14 protein-coding genes and 1 tRNA gene are annotated in these 14933 nt (G+C 69.2%); all 15 read right to left on the bottom strand.

What is annotated here, in order from left to right:
* Nucleotides 1-41 precede the first annotated feature (41 nt).
* The 15 genes from R3E10_00840 to R3E10_00770 all read right to left on the bottom strand — a co-directional run bounded on the left by R3E10_00840 (nucleotide 42) and on the right by R3E10_00770 (nucleotide 14929).
* Nucleotides 42-1037: a flagellar motor protein MotB gene (locus R3E10_00840; protein ID MEZ4414278.1), complete on the bottom strand. Its 996-nt coding sequence runs from the start codon at nucleotides 1035-1037 to the stop codon at nucleotides 42-44.
* The gene (locus R3E10_00835; protein MEZ4414277.1) at nucleotides 1034-1810 is read right to left on the bottom strand and encodes a MotA/TolQ/ExbB proton channel family protein; all 777 of its coding nucleotides are present in this window, start codon (nucleotides 1808-1810) and stop codon (nucleotides 1034-1036) included. The genes R3E10_00840 and R3E10_00835 overlap by 4 nt, the downstream gene beginning before the upstream one ends.
* A 244-nt stretch (nucleotides 1811-2054) precedes the next feature.
* Nucleotides 2055-2534: a c-type cytochrome domain-containing protein gene (locus R3E10_00830; protein ID MEZ4414276.1), complete on the bottom strand. Its 480-nt coding sequence runs from the start codon at nucleotides 2532-2534 to the stop codon at nucleotides 2055-2057.
* A gap of 72 nt (nucleotides 2535-2606) precedes the next feature.
* Nucleotides 2607-2690, bottom strand: a tRNA-Ser gene (locus R3E10_00825).
* Nucleotides 2691-2793: 103 nt separating this feature from the next.
* Complete coding sequence (purH, locus tag R3E10_00820) at nucleotides 2794-4425, bottom strand: bifunctional phosphoribosylaminoimidazolecarboxamide formyltransferase/IMP cyclohydrolase (protein MEZ4414275.1); 1632 nt, start codon at nucleotides 4423-4425, stop codon at nucleotides 2794-2796.
* Nucleotides 4422-5111 (bottom strand): phosphoribosylglycinamide formyltransferase, encoded by a 690-nt coding sequence (locus R3E10_00815; protein ID MEZ4414274.1) that lies wholly within the window; start codon nucleotides 5109-5111, stop codon nucleotides 4422-4424. The genes purH and R3E10_00815 overlap by 4 nt, the downstream gene beginning before the upstream one ends.
* Nucleotides 5108-5761 carry an MBL fold metallo-hydrolase gene (locus R3E10_00810; protein MEZ4414273.1) on the bottom strand — a complete coding sequence of 218 codons (654 nt, stop codon included), beginning with the start codon at nucleotides 5759-5761 and terminating at the stop codon, nucleotides 5108-5110. Before R3E10_00810 ends, R3E10_00815 begins: the two co-directional genes overlap by 4 nt.
* Nucleotides 5762-5846: 85 nt before the next feature.
* Nucleotides 5847-6173 carry an iron-sulfur cluster insertion protein ErpA gene (gene erpA / locus R3E10_00805; protein MEZ4414272.1) on the bottom strand — a complete coding sequence of 109 codons (327 nt, stop codon included), beginning with the start codon at nucleotides 6171-6173 and terminating at the stop codon, nucleotides 5847-5849.
* Between the two features lie 108 nt (nucleotides 6174-6281).
* Nucleotides 6282-7682, bottom strand: a complete 1401-nt coding sequence (gene selA, locus R3E10_00800) for an L-seryl-tRNA(Sec) selenium transferase (protein ID MEZ4414271.1) — start codon at nucleotides 7680-7682, stop codon at nucleotides 6282-6284.
* Complete coding sequence (locus R3E10_00795; GenBank protein ID MEZ4414270.1) at nucleotides 7679-9073, bottom strand: Ig-like domain-containing protein; 1395 nt, start codon at nucleotides 9071-9073, stop codon at nucleotides 7679-7681. Before R3E10_00795 ends, selA begins: the two co-directional genes overlap by 4 nt.
* Nucleotides 9070-11829, bottom strand: a complete 2760-nt coding sequence (locus R3E10_00790) for a valine--tRNA ligase (GenBank protein MEZ4414269.1) — start codon at nucleotides 11827-11829, stop codon at nucleotides 9070-9072. Before R3E10_00790 ends, R3E10_00795 begins: the two co-directional genes overlap by 4 nt.
* A gap of 122 nt (nucleotides 11830-11951) precedes the next feature.
* Nucleotides 11952-12236: a BON domain-containing protein gene (locus R3E10_00785; GenBank protein ID MEZ4414268.1), complete on the bottom strand. Its 285-nt coding sequence runs from the start codon at nucleotides 12234-12236 to the stop codon at nucleotides 11952-11954.
* Nucleotides 12237-12249: 13 nt separating this feature from the next.
* Entirely contained in the window at nucleotides 12250-13038 is a 789-nt protein-coding gene (locus R3E10_00780) for a hypothetical protein (protein ID MEZ4414267.1), read from the bottom strand.
* 116 nt (nucleotides 13039-13154) lie between these two features.
* The gene (locus R3E10_00775; protein ID MEZ4414266.1) at nucleotides 13155-14312 is read right to left on the bottom strand and encodes an aminotransferase class I/II-fold pyridoxal phosphate-dependent enzyme; all 1158 of its coding nucleotides are present in this window, start codon (nucleotides 14310-14312) and stop codon (nucleotides 13155-13157) included.
* Entirely contained in the window at nucleotides 14309-14929 is a 621-nt protein-coding gene (locus tag R3E10_00770) for a fumarylacetoacetate hydrolase family protein (GenBank protein ID MEZ4414265.1), read from the bottom strand. The genes R3E10_00775 and R3E10_00770 overlap by 4 nt, the downstream gene beginning before the upstream one ends.
* Between the last annotated feature and the right edge of the window lie 4 nt (nucleotides 14930-14933).

Raw genomic sequence — 14933 nt, 5'->3', positions numbered from 1 at the left:
CCCCCGGGCCGCCGAGCCGCCGAGGGCGGGGGCCCGCCGACTTAGGCTCCCGGCGTGCCCGGCTCGGCAGGGGTCGCTGCGGGCACGTCGCCGCCCTGAGCCGGCGGAGTGTCCGCGCCGGCGGACTCGTCGGGCAGCAGGCCGCGATCCCGCATCGTGTCCTCGATGGACTGGCGGGAGTAGTAGAGTTCGACCCGGCGGTTCTGCGCGCGCCCCTCCGGGCTGGCGTTGTCTCCGATGGGCCGGTACTCGCCGTAGGCCTCCACCGTCATCGACTGCGGCTCATGGCCCGTCTCCACGAGGAGACGCGCGACGCCCGCCGCCCGAGCGGCGGACAGCTCCCAGTTGGAGTGGAAGATCGGGGAGCGGATGGGGATGTCGTCGGTGTGTCCGGAGACCACCAGCGGCACCTGGATGGCCTGCAGGATCAGTCCCAGCCGCTGCACGATCTCGACGCTCGCGGCTTCGATGTCACTCGAACCCGGACGGAAGAGGGCCATGTCCTGGATGCGCAGGTACACTCCCGCATCGTCCTGGGACACGTCGACCTGCTCCGAGAGATCGTTCTCTTGGACGAACTGCTGCAGGACGTTGGCGATATCCGACATCGCCGCGCTGACCTGGCCCGCGCCGGAGTCGACGTAGACCTCCTCTGGTTTGGCGGGCTCCTGTGTCATGGGAGGAGGCACCTCGGAGATGACGCCCGTTCCCTCTTCCCCGAGGGCTTCACGGAACGACGCGGCCACCGCCTTGAACTTCTCGACCTCGATGCTGGACATCGAGAACAGCAGGATGAAGAAGGTCAGGAGGAGACTCATGAGGTCTCCAAACGTCATGACCCAGGCCGGCGCACCTTCTTCGGGTGGGGGCCCGGCGGACTCCTCTTCGAGGACCGGTGGGGGGCTTTCCTTCTTCTTCGGCTTGGAGGCCGGCTCCGGGGGCGCGGGGCCGGGGGAGGGTGCAATCGGTGCCGGGGCCCCTGCGGCGGGCTCCGGCACCGGCTCCAGCACTTCGGCCGCGGGCGCGGACGAACTCATGCGGAGGCCTCGAGGGCCGCATCCAGGTCGGCCCGCTCAGGCATGAACGCCTTGAACTTCTCTCGCATCAGCACGATCGAGTCTTCCTTGCGAAGAGCCATCATGCCCACGAAGGCCAGCTGCAACTGCTGCATCTCCACCTGGAGGCGTCGGTCCAGCTTGGTGACCATCGGCAGGAAGATCAGGTTGGCCAACAGCGCCCCGTACAGCGTGGTGAGCAGGGCCACGGCCATCTTGGGACCGATCGACGACGGATCGTCCAGGGTCGCGAGCATCTGAACGAGACCGATGAGGGTTCCCACCATCCCGAAGGCGGGCGCGAACTTCGCCGCCTCGTTGAAGATCTTCTGGCCCGTGAGGTGCCGCTCCTGGATCGCCTTGCGTTCCGTCGCCAGGATCTCCTGCAAAGCGCCCTGGTCCGTCGCGTCGGCCACCAGGAGCAGGCCCTTGGCCACGGCCTCCGAAGGCGCCTTGTCGGCGAGCCCCTCGAGGGCCAGGAGCCCGTCCTTCCCGACCGCCTTGCGGCATTCGATGAGGAACTGCATCAACGCGATCATCTCGTGCTTGGGGCTCTTGAAGACGCGACCGAGCACCTTGCCCACCATCTTGAGCTCGCCTCCGGGGAAGGCGATGAATACCGCTGCGATGGTACCGCCCACGACGATGAGGACGGAGGGAATGTCGATGAACGCGCCGATCCCCGAGCCCAACATGATGGCCGAGAGTACCAGACCAGCACCCGCGACCAGACCGCCCAAGCTCCCGATATCCACCGTTGTGCGCTCCCTGAAATCCGACTAGGGGGCCGCCCGACTTGCGTGTGCCCCAGCTGGAGGGGCACGACGGCCCGACGAGCGGGGGTGCGCCCTCGATGGTCAGTATCGGAGCCGGGGGGGGTGCGCTTTAGCCGTGATCCGGTGGGGAGCGAGGGGGCAGGGGCCCGGCCCGCCCCCATAAAGGCCAAGGCCCACCCCCGGGACAGCGTCCGGAGGTGGGCCGGGAGAATCCAGCGGGAGGTCAGTTGTTCGGGGCGCCCTCGTCGATCCAGGAGCGGATGACCGCGATCTCCTCCGGCGGCATGGGCTCGTCCGCATCCTTGGGCATGTCACCGTCGACCAGCATCTGCACCATGAGGCTGTTCTCGGCGTCACCGGCCTCGACCACGGTCCCCCAGGTCGAGCCGACCATCAACGTTTCGTAGCTGGTGAGGTCGAGGCCCTCTTCCAGGACCTTCTCACCGTCCTTCATGCCACCATGGCACTCCACGCAGTACTTCTCGAGCAGGGGCATCACGTCGGTGGCAAAGCTGGTATCCAGGCCAGCCGCCCGGGCCCGCGGGGAATCCGGCCGATCCAGCCCGGGCGTGGCCCCGACCAGCGCCAAGCCCACCCCAACGACCACCGACCCGACCGCGAGGCTCCGCAGACGGGCCTCAAGCCCGCGGCGAGCTCCATCCGCTCCCGTTCGACGTCCCCCTGCCCGACGGGGTTCCTGCATGGGCACCTGATCCATTCTCTGCCTCCCTGAAGCACCTTGGTTCGTACATCCGTCGGGATCTGCCCGACGCAACGGAGCGGGTGGGACTCGAACCCACATACCCTTGCGGGCGCCGGTTTTCAAGACCGGTTCCTTAGCCAATTCGGACACCGCTCCCTGACTCCCCGGGCCCCTGACGCCCGGTTGGCCCCCGTATACACCCCCGGAGGTCCCTCGGGTCGCCTCACCCTCGGAGACCCCCCGACGGGCCGGGCCCCCGTCAGTGCCGGAACAGGCGCCTGCCCGTGAACACCATGGCAATGCCGTGCTCGTCGGCGGCCGCGATCACTTCCTCGTCACGGACCGACCCGCCTGGCTCCACGATCGCGGTCACCCCGGCGGCGGCGGCGGCGTCGACGCCGTCCCGAAAGGGGAAGAAGGCATCGGAGGCCAACGCGGAGCCGGCGAGGGAGAGCCCCGCTTCGGAGGCCTTGCGGACGGCCAGCTTCGAAGAATCCACGCGGCTCATCTGGCCGGCACCGATCCCGAGGGTCGCTCCGTACTTCGCAAAGAGGATGGCGTTCGATTTGACCGCGAACACGGCGGCCCAGGCGAAGCGCAGGTCCTGTTCCTCGGCAGGCGTCGGAGCCCGGCGCGTCACCACTCGCCACTCACCACTCTCGCGTCCCAGGAACGGAGGCACGGGCGAAGCCTGCCGGAGGACTCCGCCAAAGACTGTGCGGAGTTGTTCACCCGCCCCACCCAGCCCCGCCCCCATCACGAAGGCGGCGGCCCGACGGGCGTTCTCGGGCACGTCCCCCACCCCCGTACCCCCTTCGCGGTCCGTGGGCGTGGCCGGCATCCGCAGAAGACGCACGTTCTTCTTGCGAGAGAGCACTTCGAGAGCATCGGGCTCGAAGTCCGGGGCCACGAGACACTCGATGAAGAGCTCACTCATGGCCTGGGCCGCCTCGACGTCTACGGCCCGATTGGTCGCGATGACGGAGCCGAACGCGCTCACCGGGTCCGTACGCAGCGCCGCCTTGTACGCCGCCAGGGTGGAGCGCCCCAGGGCGAGGCCGCAGGGCGTGGTGTGCTTCACGATGACGACGGCAGGGTCGGTCGCGAACACGAAGGGGGCGAGTGCGAGCAGGGCGCCGTCCAGATCGAGGTAGTTGTTGTAGGACAGCTCCCTCCCGTGCAGTTGCTCCAGCGCGGCCAGGCCGCGCGGTGGTCCGGGCAGCGGATAGAATGTGGCCGCCTGGTCCGGGTTCTCTCCGTACCGCAGGGAGTGTCCTCCCTCCAACGCCAGGAGCAGGTTGGACTCCCCCTCGGCAAGGTAGCCGGCCACCGCCGCATCATACGCGCTGATGTGCCCGAAGACCTTCGCCGCCAGACGCCGCCGCAAACCCGGGTGATCGCTCCCCTCATCGAGCGCGGCCACCACGGACGCATAGTCGGTGGGATCGACGACCACCCAGACATCCCGGTGGGACTTCGCCGCCGCCCGGATCATGGTGGGCCCGCCGATATCGACCTTCTCCATCGCCTCCCCGACCGGCACCCCGCCTCGAGCGACGGTTTCGCGGAACGGATAGAGGTTGACGGCAACCAGATCGATGGGCCGATAGCCCTGGGTCCGTAGGGCGTCCATGTCGTCCGGACGGTCCCGCCGGGCCAGCAGGCCCGCATGGATGGCCGGGTGGAGCGTCTTGACCCGACCGCTCATCATCTCGGGGTGGCCGGTGACGGAGGAGACTCCCACCACCGGAATCCCCGCCGCCTGCAGGGCCTTCGCCGTCCCGCCGGTGGAGATGATCTCCCACCCCCTCTCGTGGAGGGCGCGGGCGAAGTCCTCGATTCCACTCTTGTCGGAGACGCTCAGCAGAGCCCGGCGGGGCGCGTCGTTCATCGGCAGCTCGTTCGCATCAGGGTCAGGGGATCGTGGGACGACGCCTGCGTCGCCACCAACCAGTCGGTGGTCCAGTCGAGGGGGGACGGTTCATCGCCCGCGCGCAACGCCGCGCAAACGCGATCCAGCACATGCGGATAGAGGGCACGTTCCGCGGCCTGCACTCGGTCGCGCAGCCGCTCCACCGTGTCGCCGGCCCGCACGGGTACGGGCCACTGTGCCAGGGATCGGCCGCGGTCGTATTCGTCGGTTACCCAGTGGACGGTGGGTCCGGTCAGGCGCACCCCGGAGGAGAGCACGGCTTCGTGCACATGGTCTCCGTACATGCCCTTCCCGCCAAACGAGGGAAGCAAGGCGGGATGCACGTTCAGCATCCGGTTCCGGTAGGCACGCACCACCGGCGCTGGCACGAGTCGCAGGTAACCCGCCAACGCCACCACCGTGACATCGGCATCCTCGAGTCGCCCCAACAGGTCCGCAGTCAGGTCCGACTCGCTGCGCCCGGTTACGGGGACGACGGCACTGGGTATGCCGGCCGTTCGAGCGCGCTCCAACGCCCCCGCGCTCGGACGGTCCGAGAGGAGGACCGACACGCTCCAGCAGCGGTCGGGCTGGGCGCGAACGTGGTCTAGAAGCGCTTGGAAGGTGGTGCCGCCGCCCGACGCCAGGACTCCGACCCGGATCATGCCAGATCCCCTCCGTAGTGGGGGACCAGAAATGGATTCCCGATGCGCTCCCAGCCTACCGTAGTCTCGGGTCCGTGCCCGGGAAGGAGCCGCGTATCGTCCGGGAGCGAGAGCACCTCACGCCGAATCGAGGCCATGAGGGTACGCAGGTCGCCGCCAGGAAGATCCGTGCGTCCGATCGAGCCTCGGAACACGACGTCCCCGACGATCGCCCACCCCTCGGCGTCGCAATGGAAGAGCACGTGCCCGGGCGCGTGACCGGGGACGTGTCGCACCACCAGCCTGCATCCGGGAAGGTCGATCTCCTGACCGTGCGCGAGATCCGACTGCACCGGCGGAAGCACGCCGATCGTGAGGCCAAAAGCCGCTGCCTGCGCCGTGGCGTTCCGGTACAGCGGCACATCGTCCGGGTGCATGCGCACCGGCACCGACGAGTGGGACATTACGTCCGGGAGACCGTCGATGTGATCGAGGTGCGCGTGCGTGAGCAATACCCTGTCGAGGGTCAGCCCGCGCTCGTCGAGCAGGGCCAGTGCCTCCGGTGTCGCGGCCCCCGGATCGACCAAGGTCGCCCGGCGGGCTGCCGGCGAGACCACCAGCCAGGTGTTCTCGGCGAAAGGCCCACCTTCGAAGCAGATCAATTCGGTCACCGCGGGGACACCCTTCCCAGGAACGCGAGAGCGGTCCGCGGAATGCGTCCCGCGGACCGCCCCCTTCTGCTGGACCGGACCCGTTTCAAACCGTGAACGAGCTGCCGCAGCCACAGCCTCCCGAGGCATTCGGGTTCTTGAAGGTAAACCCAGAACCCATCATTCCGGTGACATAGTCGATCTCCACGCCTTCCAGATACTGAGCGGAGAACGGGTCGATGAACACTCGAATGCCCTCGCGATCGAGAATCTCGTCGTCGTCCTCGGGCGCGTCGTCGATGTTCAGGGAATACTGAAACCCCGAGCAGCCACCGGGCAGGACCGCGACCCTGAGGCCCGCCTCCTCGGTCCCGTGCTCCTCGAGGAACTTCTCGACCGTCTGCAGCGCGGTCGGTGTCAGCGTAATCTGCATGTTCCCTCCACGACCCCGCAGGAGCCCTCTTCGGATCCTCATCTCGGGTCGACAGCTTCTACCCCCCACGGGGTCCTGCGGTTCGGGCTCGGCGGGGTTGGGACGAAGCTAAGCGGAAGGCTGAAAACCGGTCAACGCCGCTACCAGCACCTCGACCAGGGCATCCTCCTGCTCCGCCGCCACGGTGCGCAGATCCAACAGCACCCGCTCGCCTTCGATGCGCGCAACCACCGGGGGGGCCCCCCGACGGAGCAGCCGGGCCAGCGCTTCCCCTCCGTCCAACGCCAATGCATGGCTCTCGAGTTCCGCCCCAGGCAGTGTGCCCCCTCCTACCACCGAAGCGCAGGGCTGCGCCCTCGCCCCGATCCCCCGCCCCGCGAGTCGTTTCACCAGAGCGTCGACGCGCAGCGCGACGTGATCCGGAGGCTCGGCGATCATCCGGAGGGTGGGAATCTGCCGCCACGCCTCCGAGGAGTCGCGGTAGTGCCGCAGGGTGGCTTCCAATGCGGCCAGCGTCAGCTTGTTGGAGCGCACCGCCCGAGCCAGGGGGTGACGGGCGGCAGCGGCAACCGCCTCGCGCCAGCCCACCAGCATCCCGGCCTGGGGACCTCCCAGGAGCTTGTCGCCCGAGAACACCACCAGCGCCGGACCGGCGCGGACCGCGTCCTGCACCCGGGGCTCGTCCGGCACCCCGGCCCCACCGAGGTCGACGAGGGCGCCGGTGCCCAGGTCGTGCACCACCGGAACGCCGAAGCGACCGCCCAGCTCCACAAGCTCCGCGAGCCCCGCCTCTTCGACGAATCCCTCCATGCGGAAGTTGGAGGGGTGGACCTTGAGAATGGCCCCCACCTCCCCGCGCCGTAGCGCCGCTTCGTAGTCTCTCAGGCGGGTCCGATTGGTGGTCCCCACCTCGAGCAGAGGCGTCCCGGCGGCCTCGACGACCTCGGGAATGCGGAACCGCCCTCCGATCTCGATCAACTCACCTCGCCCGACCACCACAGCTTGCCCGCGCGCTAGCGCGGCGACGGACAGGACGAGGGCCGCCGCAGCGTTGTTGACCACGAGCGCATCCTCCGCACCCGCGAGCCGCGCCAGCAGGGAGCGCACTCCGGTGGCGCGTCCACCGCGCGTGCCGGACTCCAGATCGTATTCCAGAGCGCTGTAGGTGCCGGCTACCCCGTCCAGCGCGCGCCGGGCCGCGTCGGAGAGCACGGCACGCCCGAGGTTGGTGTGCAGGATCACGCCGGTCGCGTTGATGACCGGCAGCAAGCCGGCGCGCGCTTCGCTCTGCAGGCGCGCCTGCACCCGCTCCGCCCACCCCTCAGCGTCGGGAACAGCGGTGGCCCCCTGCCCCAGCGCTCTCCGCAGATCGTCCAGCGCCGCCCGCAGGTGACGGACCACTTCCGGGCTGCCGTACTCCAGCAGCAGCCCGGCGAACGGAGGGCTCGCGAGCAACCGGTCGACCCCCGGCAGGCTCCGGCGCGGCTCGAACCGGGAGGCCTGGCTCACCGCCGTCCGGCCCTCACGTGAGGCCGGACTCCCGCCTGCCCTGGCGTGGACGTCTCGCGCCGGGTCGCCGCCTGGGTCAGCGGACGGAAGATCCGGATGGTATCCGGTACCACCACGGTGTCCGCCACGGCCGTCGTGTCCCCCACTGTCAGTGAGTCCACGACGTTGGACGTGTCCGCCCCCGCCGGAATGACCCCGGGGCCCAAGGTGTCCACGACGGCCGGCACCGTGTCCGGCGGCGGTGCCTCTCGCTCCAACGACGCTTCGCCACCACCCAGAAGGATGCGGTGGATGTTGACGACGCCGGAGACCTCGACCTTCAGCGGTACGGCCACGGGCAGCGCGCGGTCGAGAAGAACGAAGAGGTTCTGTGCAGGCAGCGGCTTGCCGGGCTCCGCTCGGGCGCCTCCCGGTGTCTGCGCGAGCGGGGAGACCGGCACACGGACGGGCGGAGCAGCGGGCGTTGGGGCGGCCGCGGCGCTGTCCGCCACGGCAGCCCGCTCCCGCAGCAACTCTTCGTACTGGTGGGGATGCAGGAAGCGCTCGGCATTCGGCAGCGTATCCGCTACGGCTTCCCCTTCCGGCGCAAACCGGACCCGGACGGTGTTCAGGGGCAGGTCGGGATCCAGGTAATCGTCGAAGAACAGCTCCAGGGTCAGAGAATCCCGCACCTCGACCCGTGCCAGCCGCGCCGCGGTCGAATCGCCTTCCAGCACGCGCAGCGTGTAGAGCACCGTATCCTGCCCGCTGTTCAGCAGCGCCGTAAGCTCGTCTTTGGGCTCACTGAAGTCGGGTGCTCCATTGCGGTTGCGATCCTCGAACGCGCGCAGCCGATACCGTCCCGGCGGCAGGAAACGCAGCGCGAAGATCCCCTCCCGATCGCTGCGGGTGGGATAGGTCTCACCGCTCTCCACCTCCACGGCGTCGACACGGAGTTCGCGGGGCTGATCGGTCAGGCGATCCAGCACGCTCCCGGCCACCACCGTAGGGACCGGCTCAGGACCGGTCGAGAAGACGAGCTCGAAGGGGTCGCGCAGCGTGTTACCGAACAGGTCCTGGATCTGGGGTCGGATCAGAACGCGATAGACCTTCCCCGCCGGGAAACCGCCCGGGGCGCTGATCTCCAAGCCATCTCGCTTGTGCTGGACCTTGAGGTCCTCCACCTCAGGCGACACCAGCACCGCCTCGGCCAGGCTTCCGCCCCCGCCCCGCTCACTGATGCGCTCGTTGAAGCGGATCACGATGGCCTGACGCCACTCGGGCACGACCTCCAGAGGACCGGGACGGGTCTCGACAACGATCGGCGGCACGCGGTCTGGCGGTCCTCCGGGAATGGTCCCCTGCCGGGCACACGCGCCCACCAGCGCGAGCAGCCACACCCAGCGCTTCATGACGTCGTGAGCGCTCGCAGCTTCAGCTCGAGCGTCTCGGCCTGGTCGTGGAAGCGCGCCGCCTTCTCTCGCTCACGCGCCACGACCTCGGCGGGCGCGCGCTCGACGAAGCTGGCGTTGTCCAGCTTGGCCGCGGTCTGGCGATGCTGGGCACGCAGGCGCTCGATCTCGGCCTGCAGACGCTCGCGTTCGCGGTCGAGATCGATGAGCCCCTCCAGCGGGACGAAGACCTCCACGCCGTTGTGCAGCACCGCACTGGCGCCTACACCCGCTCCCGGAGCCTCGCTCAGCTCCGCGATACCGCCCAGGCGCGCCAGTGCTGCGCCCTCACGGTGGGCTCCGTCGACCATGGCTGCGGCTCGCTCGCCCGCAACGCGAACCGGTACCGGCTGGCCTTCCGGCACGCCGTACTCTTTCCGCAGGCTGCGCACCGTCACCACCAGTTCCTGCAACTCACCGAAGCGCTGTTCAGCGTCCTCGTCCGCCCACGCCTCCTCGGGAGCCGGCCACGGTGCCACGATGAGGGCCGGCGGCGTCGGCCTCCCTTGCGGCCTCGGGAGCCGCGCCCAAAGCGCCTCGGTCACGAACGGAACGAGCGGATGCAGCAAGCGCAGGGCGCCGTCGAGCACGTGCACCAGCGTCGCGCGCGCCGCCTCCCGGTTCGCGGGATCGGCGTCCGCGCGCAACCGCGGCTTCACCAGCTCCAGGTACCAGTCGGCGAGGTCGCCCCAGAAGAAGTGGTAGGCCTGGTCGGCCACCTCCTTCAGGCGATAGCGCTCCATCTCCCGGGTGATCCCCGCCGCGGCTCCTTGCAGACGGGAGAGGATCCAGCGATCCGCCCCCTCCAGGTCGGCGGCCACGTCCTCGACCGGGCGCACCGGATCCTCGCCCAGGTTCATCAGGGCGAAGCGACCGGCGTTCCACACCTTGTTCGCGAAGTTGCGGCCCGGGGCGAAGGATGCCTCGAGGTCCTCGTGGTCCAGGTAGATATCGGTGCCGACGGCCGCCGAGTTGATCAGGGTGAAGCGCAGCGCATCGGCCCCGAACAGATCGACGACCTCCAGGGGGTCGATCCCGTTGCCCAGGGACTTGGACAGCTTGCGGCCCTGTCGGTCTCGTACGATGCCGTTGAGGTACACCGAGCGGAAGGGAGTCTCTCCCAGGAAGGCGTAGCCGGCCATGATCATGCGCGCCACCCAGAAGAACAGGATGTCGGGCCCCGTGACCAAGGTGCTTCCCGGATAGAAGGCACGCAGATCCTCGGTGTCGTCCGGCCATCCGAGCGTGGAGAAGGGCCACAGCCACGAGCTGAACCAGGTGTCCAGCACGTCGGCGTCCTGGGAGAGCCGGGCACCACCGCAGTGACGACAGGCGTCGGGTGTTTCGACGGACACGGTGGTACCGTCGCAGTCGTCACAGTACCAGGCGGGAATGCGATGACCCCACCACAACTGTCGGGAGATGCACCAGTCCCGGATGTTCTCCATCCAGTGCTCGTACACACGCTGCCAGTGCTCGGGGGTGAACGTGACGGTCCCATCGCGGGAGGCCTGCAGGGCCGGCTCCGCCAGGGGCTTCATCCGCACGAACCACTGCTCCGACAGCCTGGGCTCCACGACGGTGTGGCAGCGGTAGCAGTGCGGCACCGAATGCCGGTGCACCTCGCTACCCGCGAACAGCCCCTGCGCCTTGAAGGCCTCGATCACGGCCGTGCGGGCCTCGAAGCGGTCCAGCCCCTGGAACGCGGCGGGCACCAGCTCGTTCAGATGCGCATCCGGCGTCATCACGTTCAACAGCTCCGCCCCGGTGCGCTGGGCGATCTCGAAGTCGCTGAGATCGTGGGCCGGAGTGACCTTCACCATCCCGGTGCCGAACTCCGGATCCACTGCGCTGTCCGCGACGATTGGAATCGTGCGCCCCGTCAGCGGCAACTCCACCTGAGCGCCCACCAGGGCGCGGTAGCGCTCGTCCCCCGAGTGCACGGCCACGGCGGTGTCGCCCAGCATCGTCTCGGGGCGCGTCGTCGAGACGGTCAGAGCCCAGCGGCCATCGTCCAGGCGCACGATCGCCGCGGCACCGGCCTCGGCCGCCAGGCGGGCGCTCTCGGCGGCCTCGGCCGCCAGCGGATAGCGGAGGTGATAGAGCGCGCCCTCCACCTCCTCACCTTCCGCTTCCTCGTTCGAAAGCGCGGTGAGACAGCGCGGACACCAATTGATGATGTACTCGCCGCGGTAGATGAGCCCCCGCTCGAACAACTCCACGAAGACCGTCCGCACGGCACGAGAGAGCCCTTCGTCGAGGGTGAAGCGGGTGCGGGTCCAGTCGCAGCTCGAGCCGATCGCCCGCAGCTGCCCGAGGATGCGCTGCTCCGTATCGCGAACGAACGTCCACACGCGCTCCACGAAGGCCTCGCGACCCAGGTCGTCGCGGGTCAGACCTTCGGACTTCAGCTGTCGCTCCACCACGTTCTGGGTCGCGATGCCCGCGTGATCCGTACCGGGCACCCAGAGCGTCGGCCGGCCGGTCATGCGCTGCCACCGGATGAGGACGTCCTGGATGGTGTTGTTCAGGCCGTGCCCCATGTGGAGCACCGCCGTGACGTTCGGTGGGGGAATGACGATGACGTAGGGTGACTCGCCGGCGGAGCGATCGACCGCCGAGGCAGGGACATGGAAGTACCCGGCCGCCTCCCAGGCGGCGTAGAGCGGCCCCTCGATGGCCTTGGGATCGAGGCGCTTCGGGAGTTCCTCCGACACTGCTCCCCTCCGATGGAATGGACACGAGGGGACGGCCCCGGCACCGCGTGGCCGCCCCCTCGGAGTATGCTGCCTTGGTCGACTCGGGCTGGGACCGGCCCGGCGCGAGAGCGCACGCTACTCTAGACGATCCAGAGCCGGTTGACCACCCCGACCACCCCCTCCACGCCGGAGATGGCCTGCTCGATCCGATCCGCCCGCGCACGAGTGGCGACCTCGCCGGTCAGCTCGAAGAACCCGTCACCCAGGTCGTGGATCTCCACTCCCTCGTCGATCCCCACGATCCGCTCCCGGAGCACCGACACGTCCGGGCCAGGCGCGCGCGTTCGGCGTAGCGCCACCACCGCCAGGAAACCGGCGACGACCCCCAGACCCAGGAGGGCCAGGGCAGCGTCGCGTTGCCTCACAGAGCTGTGCCGCTCAGCGCCGAACACGGCTGGTGTCCGGCCGGGCCGCCCGCTCCTGCTCCCGCTCCCGGTCCTTGCGCGCGCGAATCTCCTTTGCACGCTGTTCCCACGTCTCCCAGACCCGGGCACGACCTGCCTGAGCCTCGATGGCGTCCCACTCCTGGGTGCGACGGTCCAACTCTGCGCTCCGGCCCGGAGGGGCTCCGAACCCGAGCGGAAGCGGCAGGGTCAGTCCACCCAGATGGAGCTTGCCGGGCGAGACCCCCCACTTCTTGCCGTCGGCGTCCGTGTAGGTCCAGTCCAACGCCTCTTCGGCGGCCTTCTGCTCCGCAGCCATGGCCTCGTTCCACTCGGTCATGGCCCATCGCATGCGAAGCTCGGCGCGCTCCTGATCGGTGAGCTCCACGAGAGCGGGGTCGACCTGCCGCCAGACCAGCGAGTCCTCCTCCTGGGGTCGGAGCAGCTCGGCGGCCGAGCGCCCGGCGGGTCCGGGGGCCACGATCCCGGGCCCCGGCTCGCCGCCGCTCAACGGGGCGTCGACAGAGGGGGCGCCTACTTCGGGCTCCTCGATGCGCGTGGGTGACTCCGGGGTGTCGACAACAACCTCGGCCACCTCCTCGATGGCCACCAATTGCGTGCCTTGCGCCACCTCGCCGGCCCGCGGTGAGCCGGGCAGCACCACACCCCCCGGAGCGGGCGCGGTCAGAAACGGGTAGAGGAACACGAGAAGCAGGTGGAGCGCCGCCGAGATGGCCAGGGCGACCCACAACACGCGGTTCCCGCCGGCCTTCCGGCTGATCACGGAAGGCCTGCCCTCAGGTGCGTTCTGGGCGGGCCGGTTCATCGCAGGTCTAACACCGTGGCTTTCCAGGGGGTTCCGGCACTCCACGCCCGGATGGGACGGCTCGCCCCTCGGGATCAAAGCAGGCGGCCGAGGCGCTCCGCTGCTTCGGACAGCCGATCCCGCCCCACCGTGAGGGCGATGCGGAAGAAGCCCTCACCGCCGGCCCCCAGGGACGAGCCCGGCAGCACGACGACGCCCTCCCGCTCCAGCGCTTCCTGAGCGAAGGCCGCATCGGAGCGCCCTCCTGGGACCGGGATCCACAGGTACATGGTTGCTTTGGGCGTCGGCAGCTCGAAGCCGACCGAACGCAAGGCCTCGACGGCGCCGTCCCTGCGCATCTGGAACTCGGCCACGTTGCCCGGGACCCACGAATGGTAGCTCTCCAGCGCGGCCACGCCCGCGGCCTGGATCGCGAGGAACGACCCCGTGTCCATGAAAGTCTTCACGCGAGTCAGCGCACCCACCAGCGTCGCAGACCCCGCGACCCACCCAAGACGCCAGCCGGTCATGTTGTAGGTCTTGGAGAAGGAATGGAACTCCAACGCGACGTCGCGCGCGCCCGGGATCTCGAAGATGCTGGGCGGACGGTACCCGTCGAAGGCGATCTCGCTGTACGCATGATCGTGCGCCAACACGATATCGTGCTCGCGACAGAACTCCACGGCCTGCTCCAGGTAGGCCCTGGGTGCAGACGCCGCCGTCGGGTTGTTGGGATAGTTGAGGTAGAGGATGCGGACCCGCGCCACGACCTCCGATGGGATGCGCTCGAACGGGATCAGGAAATCATGTTCGGGTCGGAGCGGCACGGCATGCGGCGTCCCACCGGCGAGGATCACTCCACCCCGGTAGGCCTGATACCCTGGATCCGGAACGACGCCGACGTCGCCCGGATCCAGGAACGCCAAAGGGAGGTGAGCAATGCCCTCTTTGGAGCCGATGAGCGGCAAGACCTCGGCGGCGGGATCGAAGGCAGTCCCGAAACGCTGCTCCATCCAGTGGGCGACAGCCTCCCGAAAGGCCGGAAGCCCGAGCTGGAAGCCATAGCGCCCGTACGCTCGTTGGCCAGCCACCTCGCGCAAGCGCTCCACCACTGCATCAGGAGGGGCCAGATCGGCGTCGCCGGCGCCCAGGTCGATCACGTCGACGCCGGCGGCTTCCAGGCGTCGGCGCGTCTCGGGAATGCCGGCCAGGGGGTATCCGGGCAGCGCCTGGTAGGCCTGCCGGAACCTCAAGGAAGAGCGTCCGCGACCGGGTTGGAGAGCGTTCCCACTCCCGGGATCTCGACTTCGACCACGTCACCCGCGACCAGAGGGCCGACCCCTTCGGGCGTGCCGGTCAGCACGAGGTCCCCGGGCTCCAGGGTCATGATGTGCGTGATGTACTCGATGAGCACCGGGGGCGGGAACGCCATATCCGCAACGCATCCCCTCTGGCGCTCCACAGAACCGACACGGGTGATCACGGTCAGAGCGTCCACATCCAGCCCATCGATCGGCACCACGGGCCCCAACGCGCAGAACGTGTCGAAGCCCTTGGCCCGGGTCCACTGGCTGTCCTTGCGCTGCAGGTCGCGCGCGGTCACGTCGTTGGCGGGCAACACCCCATCGACGTAGCCCCGCCAGGCCGAGGCGGCCACCCGCGTTGCGCGCCGCCCCACGCGGAAGGCGATCTCCCCTTCGAAGTCCACGCGGCCGACGCCCGCGGGCAGTCGAATCACGTCGCCGGGCTCGATGATCGCCGACGGAGGCTTCAAGAAGATGAGCGGCTCGGAGGGGACGTCGTTTCCGAGCTCGCGGGCGTGAGCCAGGTAGTTGCGGCCCACACAGACGATCTTGCTGGGCGTGCTCACGCCC

The sequence above is a fragment of the Gemmatimonadota bacterium genome (genome assembly GCA_041390105.1).
Classification (GTDB): domain Bacteria; phylum Gemmatimonadota; class Gemmatimonadetes; order Longimicrobiales; family Gaopeijiaceae; genus JAGQIF01.
The sequence above is the reverse complement of the archived record's forward strand: the minus strand, read 5'-3'. Positions and strand labels throughout refer to the sequence as shown.

Excerpts from the sequence above, each read along its gene's own strand:
- R3E10_00830 (MEZ4414276.1), bottom strand. The coding sequence starts at position 2,534 with ATGCAGGAACCCCGTCGGGCAGGGGGACGTCGAACGGGAGCGGATGGA.
- R3E10_00840 (MEZ4414278.1), bottom strand. The coding sequence starts at position 1,037 with ATGAGTTCGTCCGCGCCCGCGGCCGAAGTGCTGGAGCCGGTGCCGGAG.
- R3E10_00795 (MEZ4414270.1), bottom strand. The coding sequence starts at position 9,073 with ATGAAGCGCTGGGTGTGGCTGCTCGCGCTGGTGGGCGCGTGTGCCCGG.
- R3E10_00815 (MEZ4414274.1), bottom strand. The coding sequence starts at position 5,111 with ATGATCCGGGTCGGAGTCCTGGCGTCGGGCGGCGGCACCACCTTCCAA.
- purH (MEZ4414275.1), bottom strand. The coding sequence starts at position 4,425 with ATGAACGACGCGCCCCGCCGGGCTCTGCTGAGCGTCTCCGACAAGAGT.
- erpA (MEZ4414272.1), bottom strand. The coding sequence starts at position 6,173 with ATGCAGATTACGCTGACACCGACCGCGCTGCAGACGGTCGAGAAGTTC.